Genomic DNA, 16,701 nt, shown 5'->3' on the forward strand with positions numbered 1-16,701 from the left:
GCGCTCTCAAGGTCTGATACGCCTTTTTTGTTGTATGTGAATTCCAGTGTCTTGGCGTCAAACTTGACCTTGCCGAAAGCTAGAGCCCAGACACGGATTGCGCCGCGATAGTTCGTTGGTGTCGATGCATAAAGCGCGTTGAGGTGTGAGGTACAGGAATGATCATCGACATGCTGTAAGGCGGAATAGGCGAGCTGGTGTGTGTGTTGCGAGAAACTGGCAACCTTTTTGCCGTAGCCAGCGATTGCGTTTTTCAGTGCTGCGCCCTTGAGGATTTTAAAAGACATGGTGTGACTCCCATTGGTTAAGGTTCAAGACTGACCACATGGTCACGGAATGGCACCGTGTACGGGTGCCATGCTGAAACAATGCGTGTGATTTGGAATGCAGAACGCGACCGGCAACCAATCCGAAAACCGGCTTTCCAATCGCGTCTATGAATTCCAAATGTTTGATTTTTTAAACCGCAAAGGCTGTAGCGCCACTAGGTTGCTGCCCTTCACAAGTCAGCGCGTTTCCGCTTGCCTCTTGTGTTGCCGGTTATCTTTCCGCCACCTTGCCGAACCCCTGAGACGCAAGCCCCGATTAAATCGGTATTGCCTCAAGTCGGTTTGGTCGGAACCTTTGCCGATGCACGTGTTTTAATGTCCGCACCGTGCCGCGCGTCCTTCCCCTAACCCCAGCTTGTCAGACTGGGTAAAGCGTTGCTTTGGGTCGCCCTATAAAGACTATCCCCCGTTTGATCCGCTGGCCGGTCAATCTTGCCACCGATCCGCTTAAGCGAATCAATTGGGCAAAACCTCGCAAGCCTTGGAACGAAAGAAAGTCCCTTTCATCAAAGAACGCGCCTTTTTGAGAGCGCCCCGCGGGGTCGTTGTGTTTCCCTTTGGTGATTTGGATTAAAATCTAAAAAATAAGAATTAGCAAGGCTAAAAAGCTAAATAAATAGATTTAATGTGCGATAAATCTATTAAAATATTGAAATTGAACAATAAAAAAATATGCAAAATATCCAAAAGGGGTTGATTTTTGCTGGGGTATAGAGTCACCCATAGGGGCAATGGTGGAGTGCGCGCGTTGACTGGTGGCGCTGTAAAAGACCACTGGCAAGCATGCCGCATATGCCCTCTGTTCCCCCATATCCCCCTATAGACCGTTCCTAGCGTTCCTGAGAGCCTTTGAAGGCAGGTAGAGCGTAAGGGGGCTTATGTGCCTGCTATGTGGCTTGCACCGTAGAGGGGACTGCTTGCCAGGCACCAGAGGCACCGCTTCCAACTGGTCCCCTTGGAAAGACCACTAGACCGCGCCCTACCGTACCGCGTCATCATCTAGCCATTACCCACACACCCAAGGCGCGAAGCGCCACCCCTCACAATGGGCGCGGCAATCAAACGCCTATAGAGCGACCATGAGCGGGAGCAATGCCGGAACATGGCAAAGCGGCAACCAGAATGCGGGTTAGAGCCGGGTTAGGTCGTGCGCATAAGGGGAAAAGGCCAGCAATCGCAAGGCGCTAGGGCGGGGTGGCTATAGGTTCTTTCTGGAGGGGGCCTCACCGCGGGAGGGCCGCAGCGCAGTATTTCAGCGTTTTTTGACCACCGAAAACAGTGCTTCCGATTCCCAATGGCACAAAGCTGGAGAGAAGTTCGTGAGAATTGAAGTCCGTAAGGATCTCAAACACTTGATGACGTTTCAGCAACGAGCACGTTTTCTACTTGATGGGAAATGGCGTGGAGAAGCTCAACGCGGGGTGGTCGATGCAGGCCGACGCACAAAGACGCAGGTGCAGAAAGCCGTCGCAAAACAGATGAATGTCGCTGCCGGATCCTACCAAGGGTATGTTGTTGCGAACACATTCGGTTTTTCAAAACCGCAAGACCTGTCTTTCCAGATCTCGGCGCGGAAAAAGGGCGGCAAGATTGAGAACTATAAAGGTCTCAAGGTCTTATCGACGCAAGGACGGACGGCAAAGCGGTACAACAAAGGTCGCAGTCTCTTCGAAAAGGGATTTGTAAAATCCAGTGTTTGGAACTCGCCGCGCACGTTCAAGCGTTCTTTTTCCAGAGACGGTGCCTTCTATGCTCTCATTCCGGGCGGTAAAGCGTCGGGTAAGTTACCAAAGGAGTTTTGGACGCCTGGCTCAGCAAACCAACCTCGTGACAGCCAAGGTCGGTTTAAATCTACAGGTAAAGAAGGGTACAGCATCCGACGTTTGTACGGCCCTTCGCTTTCCAAAGAACTTGATAAAGACCTGTCATTGAAAACGTTTTTGGATGTTGCTCCGGTACAGCTGGATATTCACGTCACCAAACGAGTTGAAAAAATCCTGAAGTTTTAGCCGTTTATGGGATCTCGTCGGGGCACCCAATGCTGGCGAGCGTGAGCGTCGGGAACTGAAGTGTAGTTCTTCTTCGGTGAAACGGGGATGCTGGCCCGAGGCGTTACTGTGCACGGCCAATCCACCGATCTCACGCAAATACAAATAAGCAACTAAAGAGTGTGCCGGGCAAGTGAAGTGCCCGAAAACACGGGCATACAGCAACCTGAGGGCGAAAATGGCACGTAAGGCGCCGTTCCCTGAAACCGTCGGCAGTGCCGAGATGGCAAAGCTTCTGGGAGTAACCACGCGCCGTCTTACCCAGCTCGTCAAAGAAGGCGTGTTGGTCAAAGAGGGACGCGGTTCATTTTCTGTCTGTGAGTGCATCCAGGCATTTACGGATTTCAAGGTCCGAACATCGGTAGAGCAGGCAGCGCCGAGCGCTGCAGAGAAAGTCCACCAACGCATAGAACAAATACTAGCCCGTAAATTGGCCAGAGATGATCGGGAGCTGATCAGTCTGGAAGAGGCAATCGATGCCTTTGAGGATATCAGCGGTCAGTTTTTGGTCTGCTTGTCTGGTCTGCCTTCTCGCCTTGGTCGGAACGACCTTCAGGAACGGAGACGAATAGAGAAGATCCTCGATGTCGAGCGAGAACGGCTTTCTGGCAGTTTCACCAAAAGGGCACTTGCTTTACGAGCGGGTGTCGCGGCTTTTGAAGCCGACGAAGAGGACGACGCCTGACCAGTGGGGAGCTGACAACCGGGTTTATCCGCCGTCCGCTGGACATCCGGGGCCACGTGACCCGTCACTGACGCCGTATACGATACCGTTCTCTCGGGCAGTGCATGAAGGGACGTACCCACGAAATGCCCTTGTGATGTTTGCACAAGGTGGCAAGTCGGAGGTCTTTCTGGACATCATCGGACACCGGATGGACACAGCTCCGGTTCCGATCCTTTACACCGGTCCAAGTCAGCAGTTTGTCCGGGAGCAGTGGGAACCAAGGGTGACGGCGCTTTTTGACGAAGCGCCAAAACTGAAGCGAAAACTTCCACGCGGCAAGCGCATGAGTAAGACGCGGAAGGTCATTTCAGGTGTGCCTCTGCGACTTGCTCATGGCGGTTCATCTACCGCGTTAAAGTCTGACCCGGCAGGTTTGTGTTTGACGGACGAAGTTGATGATCTCTTGTCCAACGTTAAGGGGCAGGGCAATCCGCTTCGGCTTATTGATCAGCGCGGTGAAACCTACCCGAACTTTGTCCATGCAATGGTGTCGACGCCAAGCACCGGACTTTCGGAAATTGAAGTTGATCCGGAAACGGGATTGGAATTCTGGGCGGTTCAGGACCCTGAGCAGATCAGTTCAACGATCTGGAAGACTTTCCAGAGCGGAACACGTCGACACTGGGCCTGGCCATGCCCTCAATGTGGTGAGTATTTCATTCCTCGGTTTAATCGGCTGAAGTGGGATAAACCCAAAGACGCATCCGGGCGAGAGTTACCGTCGACGCCGATCATGGCGAAGAAAACGGCATATCTGCTTTGCCCATGTGGCTGCCCAATTGGGCATGAACACAAAGACTGGATGAACGAGCGCGGCGTTTATGTGGCGCCGGGGCAAAAAATCACATCGGATGGAAAGGTTTCGGGCCAGCCACCTGATAGCATCACGGACAGCTATTGGGTGTCGGGTCTGGCTTCTCCTTTCTCCAGCTGGGGTGAAAGGGCAGCCCGCTATGTTGAAGCGGTTCGATCTGGTGATCCGGACGAGGTACAGGTCGTCCTAAACGCCCAATTTGGAGAACTCTACGCGGAAGGTGGAGGCGAAGTTCCAAGTTGGAAAGCGATTTCGAAGCTTGCTTCGGAGACGTATGTATCCGGTCAAGTCCCGTCGGGCGTCAAACTGATTATCGTCACGGTCGATGTTCAGAAAAACCGTCTTGTTTATGTAGTTCGGGGTTGGGGAGCCAAAGCAACGTCGTGGCTCATTGAAGCCGGTGAGATCCACGGTGAAACGGCAGAACTGGAAGTCTGGGATACGCTTGGTGAGTTCATTCAAGGTGACTGGGACGGGATCCCAGCCAAACTGGTTCTTGTCGACGCCGGTTTTCGTCCGGGCAAAAAGGACACAGTCCCGGTAAACCGGGTTTACGAGTTTTGCCGCAAGCACATTTCCTTGGCAAAACCGACCAAAGGTTCATCGCACCAAATGGTGCGCCCGATTGTCGTCTCCAAGATCGATGTGAATGCCAACGGTAAGCTCTTCAAGAGAGCTTTGGAACAACACCGCTTGGATACTGACCACTGGAAGAGGTGGGTACACGAGCGTGTTTCATGGAATTTGGAACAGGACGGTGCCTGGCATCTGCCAGAAGACATCACCGAAGACTATTGCCGACAGATCGTTTCTGAAGCTCGGGTGAAGAAGGCATCTGGCGAAGTTAAGTGGGTGCCGAGATCTAAAGAAAATCACTTCTTTGATTGCGAATCCATGCAAGCCGCCGCGGCATCGATGCTCAATGTTCTCAAGCTCAGAGAGAATAGTCCAACGCATCGCCGGAAACCATCCAAACCGATGGAAAGTCAAACCAAGTCAACAGGAAGCGGTTGGCTCGGAGAGGAAAGCATATGGTGACAGACGAATTCACACTCGAAGAAAAAAAAGGGCTGCTTGCTGAGTTGAAACGCGCCCGTTTTTCAGGGGCCTTGAGGGTCAAGTTCAATGATCGGGATGTGACATACAAGTCTGATGCTGAAATGGCTCGTGCAATTTCAGCACTCGAAGCGGACATTGTGCGCTCGTCTGGTGTCAGACGGTCTGGCGTCTTGCTCACCAGCTTCTCCGACGGTGCATGATGCAAAACAGCCTCGACAAGTTGATCGGGTATTTCGCACCTGGTCTAGCAGTCAAGCGTGCTGCTGATCGGGTAAGGCTACGTGCATATGAGGGTGCTTCTAAGGGGCGCCGTGCACAGCACTGGAATGCCGGCCGTTCCTCTGCCGACACCGAACTTGCGATTGCGGGCGTAGAACTCCGAGCACGATCACGAGATTTGGAGCGGAACAACAAACACGTTGCCAAGGCAGCTTCGGTTCATGCGGACAATATCGTGGGTGAGGGGATTATCCCTCGTGCCAACACTGACGACAAAGACCTCAATAAAAAGATTGATGACCTGTTTGATGACTGGGTTGAGAATTGCTCCCCAGATGGTCAGCAGACATTTTACAGCCTGCAGCACCAAGCGGCGCGGGGGATGGTTGTCGGCGGTGAAATGCTGGCCCGCAAGCGTATTCGTCGCAGCAGTGATGGCCTGAAGATACCGCTTCAAATCCAGCCGATTGAACCTGATCTGCTGGATGATGCGAAGGTTGCCGAAAACGCGGCACGCAATGTGGTCAACGGCATCGAGTTTGATCAAATCGGTCGCCGCACTGGGTATTGGATGTTTCAAGTTCATCCCGGCACACAGAAATTTTGGGGCAAGAACAATCTTCAAAGTCGCAAGGTGCCGGCTGACCAGATCGTTCATTTGTATGAAGCGCAGCGAGTTCAGGCGCGGGGAGCGCCTTGGACCGCGCCTATTCTCTTAGATGTGAAGGATTTGCAGGAATATCAGACTGCCGAAGTGTGGCGGAAGAAAATCGAAGCCTGTGTGGTTGGTGCGGTAATACCCAACTCTGATGATCTGGCGCCGACTGGGGACGATAATGTGCTCGGCGTTACAATGAAGGATGCTCGCGGGAATAACGTGACGCGGATGGAGCCGGGCATGTTTGTCATTGCGGAAGGGGGCAAGGAGGTCAACTTCAATAATCCGGCTGTCACGCTCTCTCAGGAATCCTATCACCGCTTGGCAACTAGAGATATCGCCGCAGGTCTTCGTGTGCCGCATGTCCTGATGACGGGCGACACCAGTCAGATGAATTTCTCCACCTTCCGTGCGGATATGGTGGCTTACAAGCGGTTCATCCGGGCCCAGCAACAGCACTACATGCTGCCGATGTACTGCAAGCCGATCTACGGTTGGTTTCTGGAAATGATCCAGCTGCTTGGCTTGATTGAGCCCCGACACATCCCTGTGATGTGGACCCTGCCAAGGTTTGAACAGGTCAATCCGATCGACGATATCCGCGCGGACCTTATGGCAGTGCGCGCTGGCTTTAAGACCTTGAAACAAGTCCAGACCGAATACGGCAACAACCACGATCAGTGGATTGCCCAGGTTGTGGAGATCAACGAAGCCTTGGACGACAAAGATATCGTTCTCGACACCGACCCTCGCCACACGACCCTTCAAGGGCAAATGCAACTCTCCGAAACGAACGATGGAGGCACTGGTGCCGATCAAGAATGAAACCATTCGGATCCGGAAAGAGCGCGGAGAAGTAGAGGTCCGAGCCGACACACTCAATGAGGAAGACAGAACGGTTGAGGTGATCTGGGCAACCGAAGCACCGGTCAAGCGGTATTCCTACTCGGAAGGCTACTACATGGAAGTGCTTTCCATGGAAACGTCTGCCATTCGGATGGAGCGCTTCGAAAACGGAATGTCGCTCCTGGACAGCCATTTTAATTGGTCGATGGATGATCGGATCGGAACCATTGTTCCGGGGTCCATTCGCTTTGAAGATGGCAAAGGTCACGCAACGGTCAAACTCTCCAGAAAGCAAATGGCCGAAGACCTCCTGCAAGATCTGCGGGACGGTCACCCGTTCCCTGTCAGCGTTGGTTACAAAATCCACCGATATGAAAAGTCGGAGGGTGAGGATGGTGAATTGCCCACACTGAAAGCCATCGACTGGGAGCCTATGGAATTGTCCGCTGTACCTATACCAGCGGATGCCGGTGCGCATTCTCGAAGTGAGGATCGCGAAACCTATGAGTGCGACGTGATCCGGCACGTGCAGGAAGAAGCCGCAGACGCGGCAATCGACAATGAGGATACCAACATGCCTAAGCCATTGGCCGCGTCACAGGAAGGTCAAGACGTCAATACCCCTGTGAATGACCCGATCAACGATGATGGAAGCCGTTCTGAACCGGCGAACACCCCGGCTCCCACCAATGTGCCGGATTCCGATCCTGTTGAGCAGGGTCGAAATGAGCCGGAGGTCCGCCCCGAAGACACCAACAACGGTGTTCACGGCGAACGTCAGCGATCTGCGGACATTTTGCAAATGGGTCAACGACACAATCTGCCAGCTGACATGGTCAACGAAGCAATTCGTTCCGGTGTTAGCGTGGGCAATTTCCGTCAGCAAACATTGAATTATCTGGCTGACATTGACGAGCAGACACCGACCTTCAGTATTGGCGCCCAGCCCCGTGGCGGGCAGGATGAAGTTGATACCCGTCGTGCCGCCATGCAGAACGCACTTCTTCATCGCGTGGCGCCCGGCCGCGAGGAGCTGACAGATGCAGCCCGCCAGTATCGCGGGTTGCGCATGATTGATATGGCCCGCGAATGCCTTGAAGCTGCAGGTGAAAAGGTACGGGGACTAACACCGGACGAGATCGCCAAACGTGCGTTCCATACCTCAACGGATTTCCCAATTCTGCTTGAGGGGACAATCAATCGGCAGCTACGCTCTGCATATGATGTCTATCCGCAGACGTTCCGGGGATGGGCGCGGCAGTCGAGTGCGACCGACTTCCGCGAAATGCACCGCATTCAGGTTGGCGAAGTCGGTAGTCTTCTCCCGCTCAATGAAGACGGTGAGTACGAATCCACGACCCTCGGTGAAGGCCGGGAGAAATACCGTATTGGAACCTTTGGCCGGAAGATCGGGATTACGCGCAAGGTTCTCGTGAATGATGACCTGTCCGTTTTTACGAACCTGCCATCACGCTTCGGCAATGCCATCGCCCGACTAGAATCAAACGTTGTTTACAACTTGCTGTTGGACAATCCGAAGATGTCTGACGGCGTTCCTATCTTCCATGGGGACCACAACAACCTATCGGCACTGGCTCTGACATTGGAGAACATCGCCAAGGCAAAGGTTGCGATGTTGAAACACAAAGGGGTCAACAGTGAAGAAGATACCCTTGATATTCAGCCGGATTTTATCCTGCTGCCGCCAGAGCTTGAGTTTGTCTATCACAAGCTGATGGGGATCATCCATCCAACAAAGACGGATGATGTCGCGCCTGACTATGTTCGCCGCCTCACACCGGTCATCGAACCGCGTTTGTCGAAGATTGGGGCAAATGCCTGGCATCTTGCTGCGTCTCCAAATCAGATCGATACGATCGAATATGCCTACCTTGAAGGCAACGAAGGTCCGTATGTGGAAACGAATTACGGCTTCGAGGTCGATGGTATGCAGGTCAAGGTTAGGCTCGACTTCGGTGCAGGCTGCATCGACTACCGCGGTCTTTATCGCAACAAGCCAGCCTAATCAGCCGGCTTTTTCATTTCCAATCTGACTTCTGAGGATCTGACGATGAAAAATTACGTCAAAGAGGGAACCCGCGTGACCTTTGCCGCGCCAACCGGCGGCGTGAAGGGGGGCGACGGGATTGCAATTGGTGACCTTGTCGGCATCGTTTCCTACGATGCTGATGAAGATGCATCCTGTGAAATGCACACTCAGGGTGTGTTTGTTATGCCCAAGGCTGCAGCTGATACCTGGGCTCAGGGCGTGAAGCTGTACTTCAAGGCGTCGGATAAGACTGTTACCACCACAGCATCCGGTAACAAATTCTGCGGTTATGCGGAACGCGCAGCTGGTGCTGATAATGTCGAAGCTCGTGTACTTTTGGCGCACTGAACCATGAAGTTTGATCGCCTGGACCGCATGATTTCGAATTCGATTGACCGTACCATAAATGATGGCCGGTTTCGCATTCAGTCAGTGGCCCAGGCGTCACCCAATGGCCGACGAAAGTTGGTGCCAGAAAGCGTAATAGAAGGGATTTGCGTTTTCGGGCGGCCGACGGTTGATTTCGGTATCGAGCTCGGTGTTCGCAAAAGCTACCGGGAGAGTAATGACTTCCGCTCAATCTCCGTCGGTCGTGACGCCACAGCCTCGATTGATGTGAAATACTTCCCTGATGGACTTCCCAAACAAGGCGACCGCTTCCAGCTCCTGGATAAGCCGGATGAGCCTGTATTCACAATTGGTGAAGTTCGACCGGACGGCAAATCCCGGTTTGTCATATCGCTTCACGAAACAGAGATAAGCCGATGATCCTAAACCGGATGATGACCCGGATAGCAACGGTGTGTGCTCTGACGAACCATCACCGTGATCCATATCCGACGATGGCAGGACCACACATTTTCGACAGCCGTGTCGAGCCGGTCCAATCCCTGTTCGAGGACGGGGAGAGCAAACCTTTCTGCATCATCTACACTGATTACGACAAGAATGCTGTGTTGAAGGGAAATAGGTCGAGAGACGCCGCAAATCGAAACGTGACAATCACGTTTGAGATCTATTGCGGGATAGTCTCACAAGAAGAGGAAGGCGAGTATAAGCTCGATGTTCCTGTGACGGACAGCGAGCTTGAGATCACGCTCGACATTTTCGAAGACCAGATTTTCCGAACATTGCATGGTGAAGGGGAAGCTGCTCAAGCTTTCAAGTCCTTGGTGCATGGCTATGAAAGTATGGTTAGTCGGCGCGGTGCCAATGACGAGGGCGGTAAAAAAATAGCTGCCCGCCAGATCACCATTGAAGCGAATTGCTTACGTGATCCGATTGCGGGTGCCGTACCTTCATATTTGGCCGATCTCTTCGATCGGATGGAGGATGATCGCGACTATGAAGTCGTGGCCAGTGCCTTACGGAACCTCTACGCCGATGCGGGTGGAAAGACTGCGGCAGAACTGACCAAGGAATTGCTCGGGTATCCAAAGCGAGTCGCAGATCTTCTTGGTACTCCAAGCGTTGCGTTGTTTCCGTCAACTGGAATCGTCTGGTTCAATGCGGACGGTAGCCCACTGAAATGAGCCTTCTCGACGCTGTTTTGTCGCGCATAAGTAAAAGGTTCGCCCGTCTTGAGGCACAAGTCGCCGAACTCGAGCGCCGGTTGAACAACCTTATACGTGAGGCTGTGGTAGACGAGGTGAATGATGACGGAACGGTTGTCGTTACTGCGGCCGGTCTGCAGTCGAAACCAGTGCCATCTATCACTAGGGCGGGGAACTTGCGAGATTGGGAGCCACACACTCCCAATGAGCGTGTCCTTTTGATTTCACCAACCGGTGAAGCTGGCAAGGGGCTGGTTCTGCCGGGTGGATATTCGGACCAATTTACCCAACCTCACAACAAAACAGATGAAGCGCGCAGATCGTTAGGCGACACGGTCATTACGATGACCGGCAGCGGCTACGTAATCGAAACTCAGTCCATGGTCATTAAATGCGACGATCTCACGATTGAAGCCAACGTGGACATCAAGGGTGATCGTGTCACCCACAATGGCAAGAACATTGGCGACACCCACAAACACGGTGGTGTTGTTCGTGGCCAAGACAAAACAGACCCTCCAATTTAAAATTTAGGAGCATGTGATGCCGAAGTTCACCGTTAAATCCGATACCTGGATCGAAAACCAGCTTCGGAAAAAGGGCGACTCTGTCGAAATGACAGAGAAGGCCGCCAAATATTACCTGCAGATGGGTCAGATTGTTCCGGCTGACAAAACCCAGGCGGAAAAGAAACCCGCAGAAACCGGAGCCAAGAAAACGCCAAAAGGCGGGAAGACTGCAACGTGAGCAGTGTCGGCATTGATGCCAACACTGGTCGGGTATTGATCGGTTGGCCTCATATTGTCCAGAGCATCGGGAAGGTATTGATGACCGAGACCGGCTCAAGAGTTGAGCGTCGCGATTACGGCTCTGGTGTTCCTGCATTGATCGACACCCCAATGACACGGGAAAACGTTGTCGATTTCATCATGGCAGTTGCAGAGGCTCTTGAGCCTCGCGTCGTCAATGGCATGTGGTACGGCGAACCTCGTGTGCAACTCTTGAATGTCCGACCACACGGCACCGCAGATGGTGAGCTACTTCTCTTCCTCGACTTGATTGAAATTCCAAACGGGCACTTGGGTGATTTCACTCCCGCTAATCGGCGTGAGCAAGTGTTCGTCGTCGATGGTTATCCAGGTACCAATTCGAGTCTGACGCAATGACCGAACTAAGCTCACTGCCCAAGCCCCAGATTATCGAAGAACTTGATATCAGGGCAAAAGAAGAGGAATTGCTGAAGCGTCTACGGGGGTTATACGCCGCCCGGGGTATTGAAATCACGACGCTCGCGCTGGAAAGTGAATCAGCAACCGCGCTCACAGAGCTTATCGCCTCTGTCGACAATAATATCCGAACCCGGATAAACGATGCTGCGCGCTCGAATTTGCTGGCTTTTGCTAAAGGTTCAGATCTTGACCACCTTGTAGCATGGCTTGGCATTACAAGGTTGGAAGGTGAGGGCGATGAACGCCTAAAACGGCGCTATCAATTGGCCGTTTTAGGAAGGTCTGCGGGCGGGCCACCGGAAAGATATATAGCCATTGCACTCGGTGCCAGCCTTGAGGTTCGTGACGTAAAAGTCTGGGCTTACGATCACGAACCAGTTGTGAATGTAGCGGTCCTGTCAGCAATCGGAAATGGCGATGCTTCTCCGCAGCTGTTGGAGAAGGTGCGCAGCGCGCTGGAACTGGATTCCATTAAAGTCACAAATGACCGCTTCAATGTGATTTCGGCAGTCCGTCGAACCGAAAATCTATTGGTTCAAGTGAGGTTGGCTCCGGATGCATCCTTGAGCGTTCTGGACGAGGTCAAAGCGGAGATCCCTGCTAAATGGGCAGAGCAAGATTTGTTGGGTTTGGACCTGGATCCGTCTTGGGTAACTGCGACAGCGCGCATTGCCGGCGTAACGGGTGTGAAACTGCCGAACTTGCAAGATGCAGTCCCGGCGGATGAATTCGAAGCCATTGGCATAGGTACTGTAGAAGTCGAATTCATAGGGCGCGGTCGCTAATGCCTGTGTTACTTCCTCAGTCTGGCACCACTCCGTTTGAAGCGGATATAGAAACGCTCATTCTTGAAACTGAAGAGTACGAACTGGCCATTAACGCCATTCCCGGTTGGAAGCTGACCTCCCGCTCGGCCTCGCTGATTCCGTTTCTGATCGACGAATATGGCCTTGGGGCGTTGGTCCCCTATATTCCGGATCGTTTCTTCCTCATCGATGCCGGTCGCCAATGGGCGCGCATTCGTGGAACGCATAAGGCGATTGAAGACGGCCTTGGCTTTATTGGCTATGCGGCCGGGATTGAGGAACCGCCTGAGCGCCGGTCGACATGGTGGAAGGTTCAGCTCCATCTGGACCGCTTGCGCGATAGCGAAAACGATCTTGAGCGCATTGACGGGATTGTCGGCCTTTCGCTTCCAACCCGCTCCAAGCTCCGGCGCGTTTATCACGGCTACAACATCCCGGCTGCTGAAACTGGTTACACGCGGCTCGGCTCGTGCAGGTTGGCAGGCGACAGCGGGGTTCGAGTTCGGGGTCTGAGACCCAAGTGGAGCTTTGGCCGCAAACATGACTTTGCGCTGGACCTGACCCAAGCCGATTACGAGGCGCTCGGGATCTGGATACCGGAAGTACCAAGCGAGCTGTGGGCGGATATGGATTTTATCTGGTCGGGTGCAGATTTTCGCCATGCGGATGAGGCAGAAATCTCCCGCCGTCATTCTCTCGGGTCATCATTTGAACGCTCGTCTGTCTGGCTGAAGTTCACGGATAGCAATAGTGCGGTGATCGGCTATCGCAATGCAAAATGCCGCGCGGTTTCTCCGGCACTTGAGGGCTTGAACGTCTCGGGCAACATCTATGGCCGTAATCGAGCCAATCCAAGCCATGTGATTGCCTTTGGCCGCACGGACTTTGGCGAAGGGTATGGGGCGACAGCTGCCCATGTATCGCTCCTGTTTGATCCAGAGCTCACAGACGTAACCAAACCTGGGCTTCTTTGGCTTGAGCCAGACGGTTTGAGCGGTGGTGTCGAGATTGCCCGCCAGCCGCTTGACCTTGAGTTTGGGACAACCGTTCGCGACCACATCCAGATTTTGATGAGGCTTTAAATGGACTTTGATCATCCAGAACTTGAGAATGTTCGTGATCGCAGCCCGTCTGCTCCGGCAGGTCGCACCCGTGTTGAGTTTGTCGAAGGCCGCCCTCTGGAAGGCGCTGATCTGAACGAGGCTCAAGGGTTGATGGAGCGGCAGGTGACTGCCGTTGGCAATATGGTGGCCGGGAATGGAAACCGGACAGAAGGCGCTGGCATTCAGGTAGAGCTGATCAGCAATCCTGCAAACTCGGGTGTCCCGGCAACCCGTGCCAATCTCATTTTGCAGGCGGGCAAGATCTATATCGACGGCAAGGAACTTGATGTTGAAGCTGCGCAGTTCCTCAATGTCGCCATTACTGGTCAAGTGTCGGTGGGCGTGCGCAAAACCGTTGCCTATGTGACGTTTGAGCAGGACGAAACGCTCAGGGGAATTGCCGAGGGCGAAGACAGCTTTGATGAGCCGGGGCATGCAAGGCGGGAAGAAAGCCTTGTCTGGGCGTTGCCCGATGATGGCAGAGAAGGCGAGTTCAGCCGGGTTTACCAGCTGATTGACGGTGTTGTCATCGACCAGACCCCGCCGCCTGTTCTGGATGGCATTTTAGCCACTGCGCAAATGTATGACAGCGCCAATGGGTCTTACATTGTTGAAGGATGCGGGGTTCGCGCCCTTGGGGAGGATGGAGAGGGCAATCAGATCCTTTCCATTGATGCCGGCATTGCGCATATCAACGGCAATCGCCGGACACGCGAAGAAGCCTTTACGCTCTTTGTGAAAGAAAACCCGGATCTGGAAAGCGTTCCTGCAGAAACCCATGCGTTTGACGATACGCAGGGTACCGGGTCTTCCACGATTGAGATCAATCGCCCGCCTGTTGCAAGTGTGACCACGGCTGTTGTGACCAAACAAATCACAGAGCAGCGGAGACGGGGCAGTGTTCCAAACGGCCTTGATGAGCTTGGGTATGGGTCTGTGCGCCGGATCGTGTCTGTTGTGCAGCAGGAAGTGACTTATGTGGAAGGCACCGACTTTGAGCGCAGTGATGATAATATTCGCTGGCTGGTCGACGGCAGTCAGCCCCAAGCAGATGAGACCTACAGCGTCACCTATCTCTATTACGACGCTGCCGACAGTATCGACTTTGATGATCGCACTGTCACGGTTACAGGCGGCGTTCATGATGAAGATGTCCTGCTGTCCTACAGTTCCAAAATCCCGCGCCGGGATACGCTGGTTCTGACTGTTTCTGGTGAGCCGCGTATCATTGAAGGGGTTTCCACACGCCGGGCAGCAATGGCCCCCAAAGCCCCGCCTGCCACATTGCCGCTGGCGGAAATCCATAATGACTGGTTTGACGCGCCTTTGATCGTAGGTAGCGGCCTTCACAAGCCGACCGTCTGGGAGGACTGGCAATACAAGCACCTGTTGCTCAAACTGGCAGACCAGTTCAACCGGATGAGCATGGAAAGCTCGGTTCCCGACAGCGTGTCGGCGGACGGGATCTTTACCGACCGCTTCGTCAATGACGATTTGCGTGATGGCGGTGTGGTGCAGGCAGCTGCAACGAACCGGGGTGTGTTGCAGCTTCCAGTCAATGAGGTGATGAACATCGCCTTTGGTGAGACGCAAATGCTTGCCTTTGAAGAAAAGGTCACGATTGAGCAGCCGCTTTCGACCGGTGAGAGCAAGATCAATCCCTATCAGAACTTCAACCCGATCGCGGGGGACTTGTTCCTGAACCCGCGATCGGATCACTGGGTGGAAACCCGAGAGGTCTGGACGTCTGAGGTCAGCCGCTTCTTTACGGCGGCTCCCGGTCAGCCGCCTGGCACCCGCGTCATCAATGAGGAAGTGTCTCAGCGAACGCAAACGGCAACAGCCATTCGCCAGCTGGACGTTGCCTTCACGTTGTCCGGTTTTGGGGCAAATGAACAGCTGAAACGGCTTTTGTTCGCCGGGCGTGATGTGACGCCAGTACCCGCTCTGGTGGCTGATGAAAACGGTGAAATCACTGGCACGTTCCGTATTCCGGCAAATGTGCCTCCGGGAAGTCATGCAGTTGATGCTGAAGGGGCGGCTGGTTCCTTTGCCGGTAGCACCTATGCCGCATCCCTGACGATCACCACAGAGACAATGCGCCGGGTGAACCTTGTCACGGTCAGCGCCCCGCCGCCTGTCATCGTCCAGAACATCACCAATGTGACCAATGTGACACAGGTAAACGTGCGCGGTGGTCGCAGAAACGGGGGCGACCAGAACGAGTCCTGGCAGCGAAACGGCGATCCGATTGCCTGGGTATTTCCGCCTGTCGAGGATGGCTACAATCTGGGTCTGGATTTCTGGATCACAAAGGTGGGTGATCCGAACAATCCAATCATCCTGCAACTGGCTGGAACCTTGAACGGCTATCCGACCAACGAGATCCTCGCTGATCTGCTTATTCCAATGCACGGGGTTCAACCCGGTGATGTCATAAAGGCGCGTTGGCGAGCGCCTGTTCTGGTCAGCGCAAGCGCCCGCTATTCTTATGTCTGGATGACCAATGACGGCGAGCATTCAATTGCAATTGCCAAGCAGGGTGATGTTGATCCGGTGAGCCAGCAACGGGTTGGTGGAACGCCTTATCCGGAAGGGTCGTTCTTTTCCGGGGCAAACCGTGCCACCTGGGATTATCACGCGAACGTGTCGCCCAAGGTGAAGGTCATCTCTGCCAGCTTTACGCAAACTTCAAAGCGTGTGGAGCTTTGGCGCGGGGCACTTCAGGCCATATCTGATCTTGTGGTGCAGGGCCCGGATCTGGCTCCCCTTGGAACGACCGTGCGTCTTGAACTGGAACGGGCGGACGGGTCCATTCTCATCCTGCAGCCGGGACAGCCGGTTGAGTTTGACGAATATGTCTCTGAAGAAGTGGCGCTGTTTGCCACTCTCAGCGGCTCGGCTACCCAGAGCCCGGTTGTCTTTGGTGGCAAACAGCTCATTGGTGGTCGTCTTCAGGAGAATGCGGAATATGTCAGCCGGGTGTTTCCAATGCCGGGTGAGGTTTATGTGAGCGGCCTGATCAAGCGGTTCACGCCTGCAGGGTCATCAATTGCCATGTCGGTAGACAAGGCGGACGGCCTGTTTGAGCCAATGCCTGCCGTCTCAACCCGGCCACTTGGTCAAAACTGGATCGAGGCAACCCATCAAAGAGAAGAACACAATGCCCCTCATGGTGGCCGGATCCGGATCACCCTTCAGGGTACACCCGCCGCTCGGCCATCTGTTGCCGAACTCCGCGCCTATCCGCTTTGAGGTGA

General features: G+C 53.9%; 16 protein-coding genes. 15 read left to right on the forward strand and 1 reads right to left on the reverse strand.

All coding sequences use genetic code 11. The features are described 5' to 3' along the window. On the reverse strand, nt 1-287 hold a 287-nt coding region (locus TRICHSKD4_RS11080; RefSeq protein WP_009467342.1), incomplete at its 3' end, for a hypothetical protein. A 1,361-nt stretch (nt 288-1,648) separates the two neighbouring features. On the opposite strand from TRICHSKD4_RS11080, the gene TRICHSKD4_RS11085 reads away from it, so the two are divergent. The 15 genes from TRICHSKD4_RS11085 (at nt 1,649) to TRICHSKD4_RS11155 (ending at nt 16,696) form a co-directional block, all read left to right on the forward strand. Further along, nucleotides 1,649-2,338 carry a hypothetical protein gene (locus TRICHSKD4_RS11085; protein ID WP_009467345.1) on the forward strand — a complete coding sequence of 230 codons (690 nt, stop codon included), beginning with the start codon at nt 1,649-1,651 and terminating at the stop codon, nt 2,336-2,338. Between the two features lie 217 nt (nt 2,339-2,555). Further along, nucleotides 2,556-3,062 carry a hypothetical protein gene (locus TRICHSKD4_RS11090; protein WP_009467346.1) on the forward strand — a complete coding sequence of 169 codons (507 nt, stop codon included), beginning with the start codon at nt 2,556-2,558 and terminating at the stop codon, nt 3,060-3,062. Further along, the gene (locus tag TRICHSKD4_RS11095) at nt 2,962-4,956 is read left to right on the forward strand and encodes a terminase gpA endonuclease subunit (RefSeq protein ID WP_009467347.1); all 1,995 of its coding nucleotides are present in this window, start codon (nt 2,962-2,964) and stop codon (nt 4,954-4,956) included. The genes TRICHSKD4_RS11090 and TRICHSKD4_RS11095 overlap by 101 nt, the downstream gene beginning before the upstream one ends. After that, the gene (locus TRICHSKD4_RS11100; protein ID WP_009467348.1) at nt 4,950-5,177 is read left to right on the forward strand and encodes a phage head-tail joining protein; all 228 of its coding nucleotides are present in this window, start codon (nt 4,950-4,952) and stop codon (nt 5,175-5,177) included. The genes TRICHSKD4_RS11095 and TRICHSKD4_RS11100 overlap by 7 nt, the downstream gene beginning before the upstream one ends. Further along, a complete protein-coding gene (locus TRICHSKD4_RS11105) occupies nt 5,174-6,679 on the forward strand; it encodes a phage portal protein (protein WP_009467349.1) in 1,506 nt (501 codons plus the stop codon). The genes TRICHSKD4_RS11100 and TRICHSKD4_RS11105 overlap by 4 nt, the downstream gene beginning before the upstream one ends. Further along, nucleotides 6,663-8,726, forward strand: a complete 2,064-nt coding sequence (locus tag TRICHSKD4_RS30725) for a prohead protease/major capsid protein fusion protein (RefSeq protein WP_009467350.1) — start codon at nt 6,663-6,665, stop codon at nt 8,724-8,726. The genes TRICHSKD4_RS11105 and TRICHSKD4_RS30725 overlap by 17 nt, the downstream gene beginning before the upstream one ends. 45 nt (nt 8,727-8,771) lie before the next feature. Further along, a complete protein-coding gene (locus TRICHSKD4_RS11115) occupies nt 8,772-9,098 on the forward strand; it encodes a DUF2190 family protein (RefSeq protein WP_009467351.1) in 327 nt (108 codons plus the stop codon). Nucleotides 9,099-9,101: 3 nt separating this feature from the next. After that, nucleotides 9,102-9,518, forward strand: a complete 417-nt coding sequence (locus tag TRICHSKD4_RS11120) for a hypothetical protein (protein ID WP_009467352.1) — start codon at nt 9,102-9,104, stop codon at nt 9,516-9,518. Continuing rightward, on the forward strand, nt 9,515-10,282 hold the full coding sequence (locus TRICHSKD4_RS11125; protein ID WP_040616747.1) for a hypothetical protein: 768 nt from the start codon (nt 9,515-9,517) through the stop codon (nt 10,280-10,282). Before TRICHSKD4_RS11120 ends, TRICHSKD4_RS11125 begins: the two co-directional genes overlap by 4 nt. Next, nucleotides 10,279-10,830, forward strand: coding sequence for a phage baseplate assembly protein V (locus TRICHSKD4_RS28120; protein ID WP_009467354.1), 552 nt, complete (start codon nt 10,279-10,281; stop codon nt 10,828-10,830). The genes TRICHSKD4_RS11125 and TRICHSKD4_RS28120 overlap by 4 nt, the downstream gene beginning before the upstream one ends. A gap of 16 nt (nt 10,831-10,846) precedes the next feature. Further along, complete coding sequence (locus TRICHSKD4_RS11135; RefSeq protein ID WP_009467355.1) at nt 10,847-11,050, forward strand: hypothetical protein; 204 nt, start codon at nt 10,847-10,849, stop codon at nt 11,048-11,050. Continuing rightward, nucleotides 11,047-11,469, forward strand: a complete 423-nt coding sequence (locus tag TRICHSKD4_RS11140; RefSeq protein WP_009467356.1) for a GPW/gp25 family protein — start codon at nt 11,047-11,049, stop codon at nt 11,467-11,469. The genes TRICHSKD4_RS11135 and TRICHSKD4_RS11140 overlap by 4 nt, the downstream gene beginning before the upstream one ends. Next, nucleotides 11,466-12,317, forward strand: coding sequence for a baseplate J/gp47 family protein (locus TRICHSKD4_RS11145; protein WP_009467357.1), 852 nt, complete (start codon nt 11,466-11,468; stop codon nt 12,315-12,317). Before TRICHSKD4_RS11140 ends, TRICHSKD4_RS11145 begins: the two co-directional genes overlap by 4 nt. Next, the gene (locus TRICHSKD4_RS11150) at nt 12,317-13,420 is read left to right on the forward strand and encodes a hypothetical protein (RefSeq protein WP_009467358.1); all 1,104 of its coding nucleotides are present in this window, start codon (nt 12,317-12,319) and stop codon (nt 13,418-13,420) included. Before TRICHSKD4_RS11145 ends, TRICHSKD4_RS11150 begins: the two co-directional genes overlap by 1 nt. Next, complete coding sequence (locus tag TRICHSKD4_RS11155) at nt 13,421-16,696, forward strand: DUF4815 domain-containing protein (protein WP_009467359.1); 3,276 nt, start codon at nt 13,421-13,423, stop codon at nt 16,694-16,696. Nucleotides 16,697-16,701: the final 5 nt, after the last annotated feature.

The sequence above is a fragment of the Roseibium sp. TrichSKD4 genome (genome assembly GCF_000148725.1).
GTDB lineage: Bacteria > Pseudomonadota > Alphaproteobacteria > Rhizobiales > Stappiaceae > Roseibium.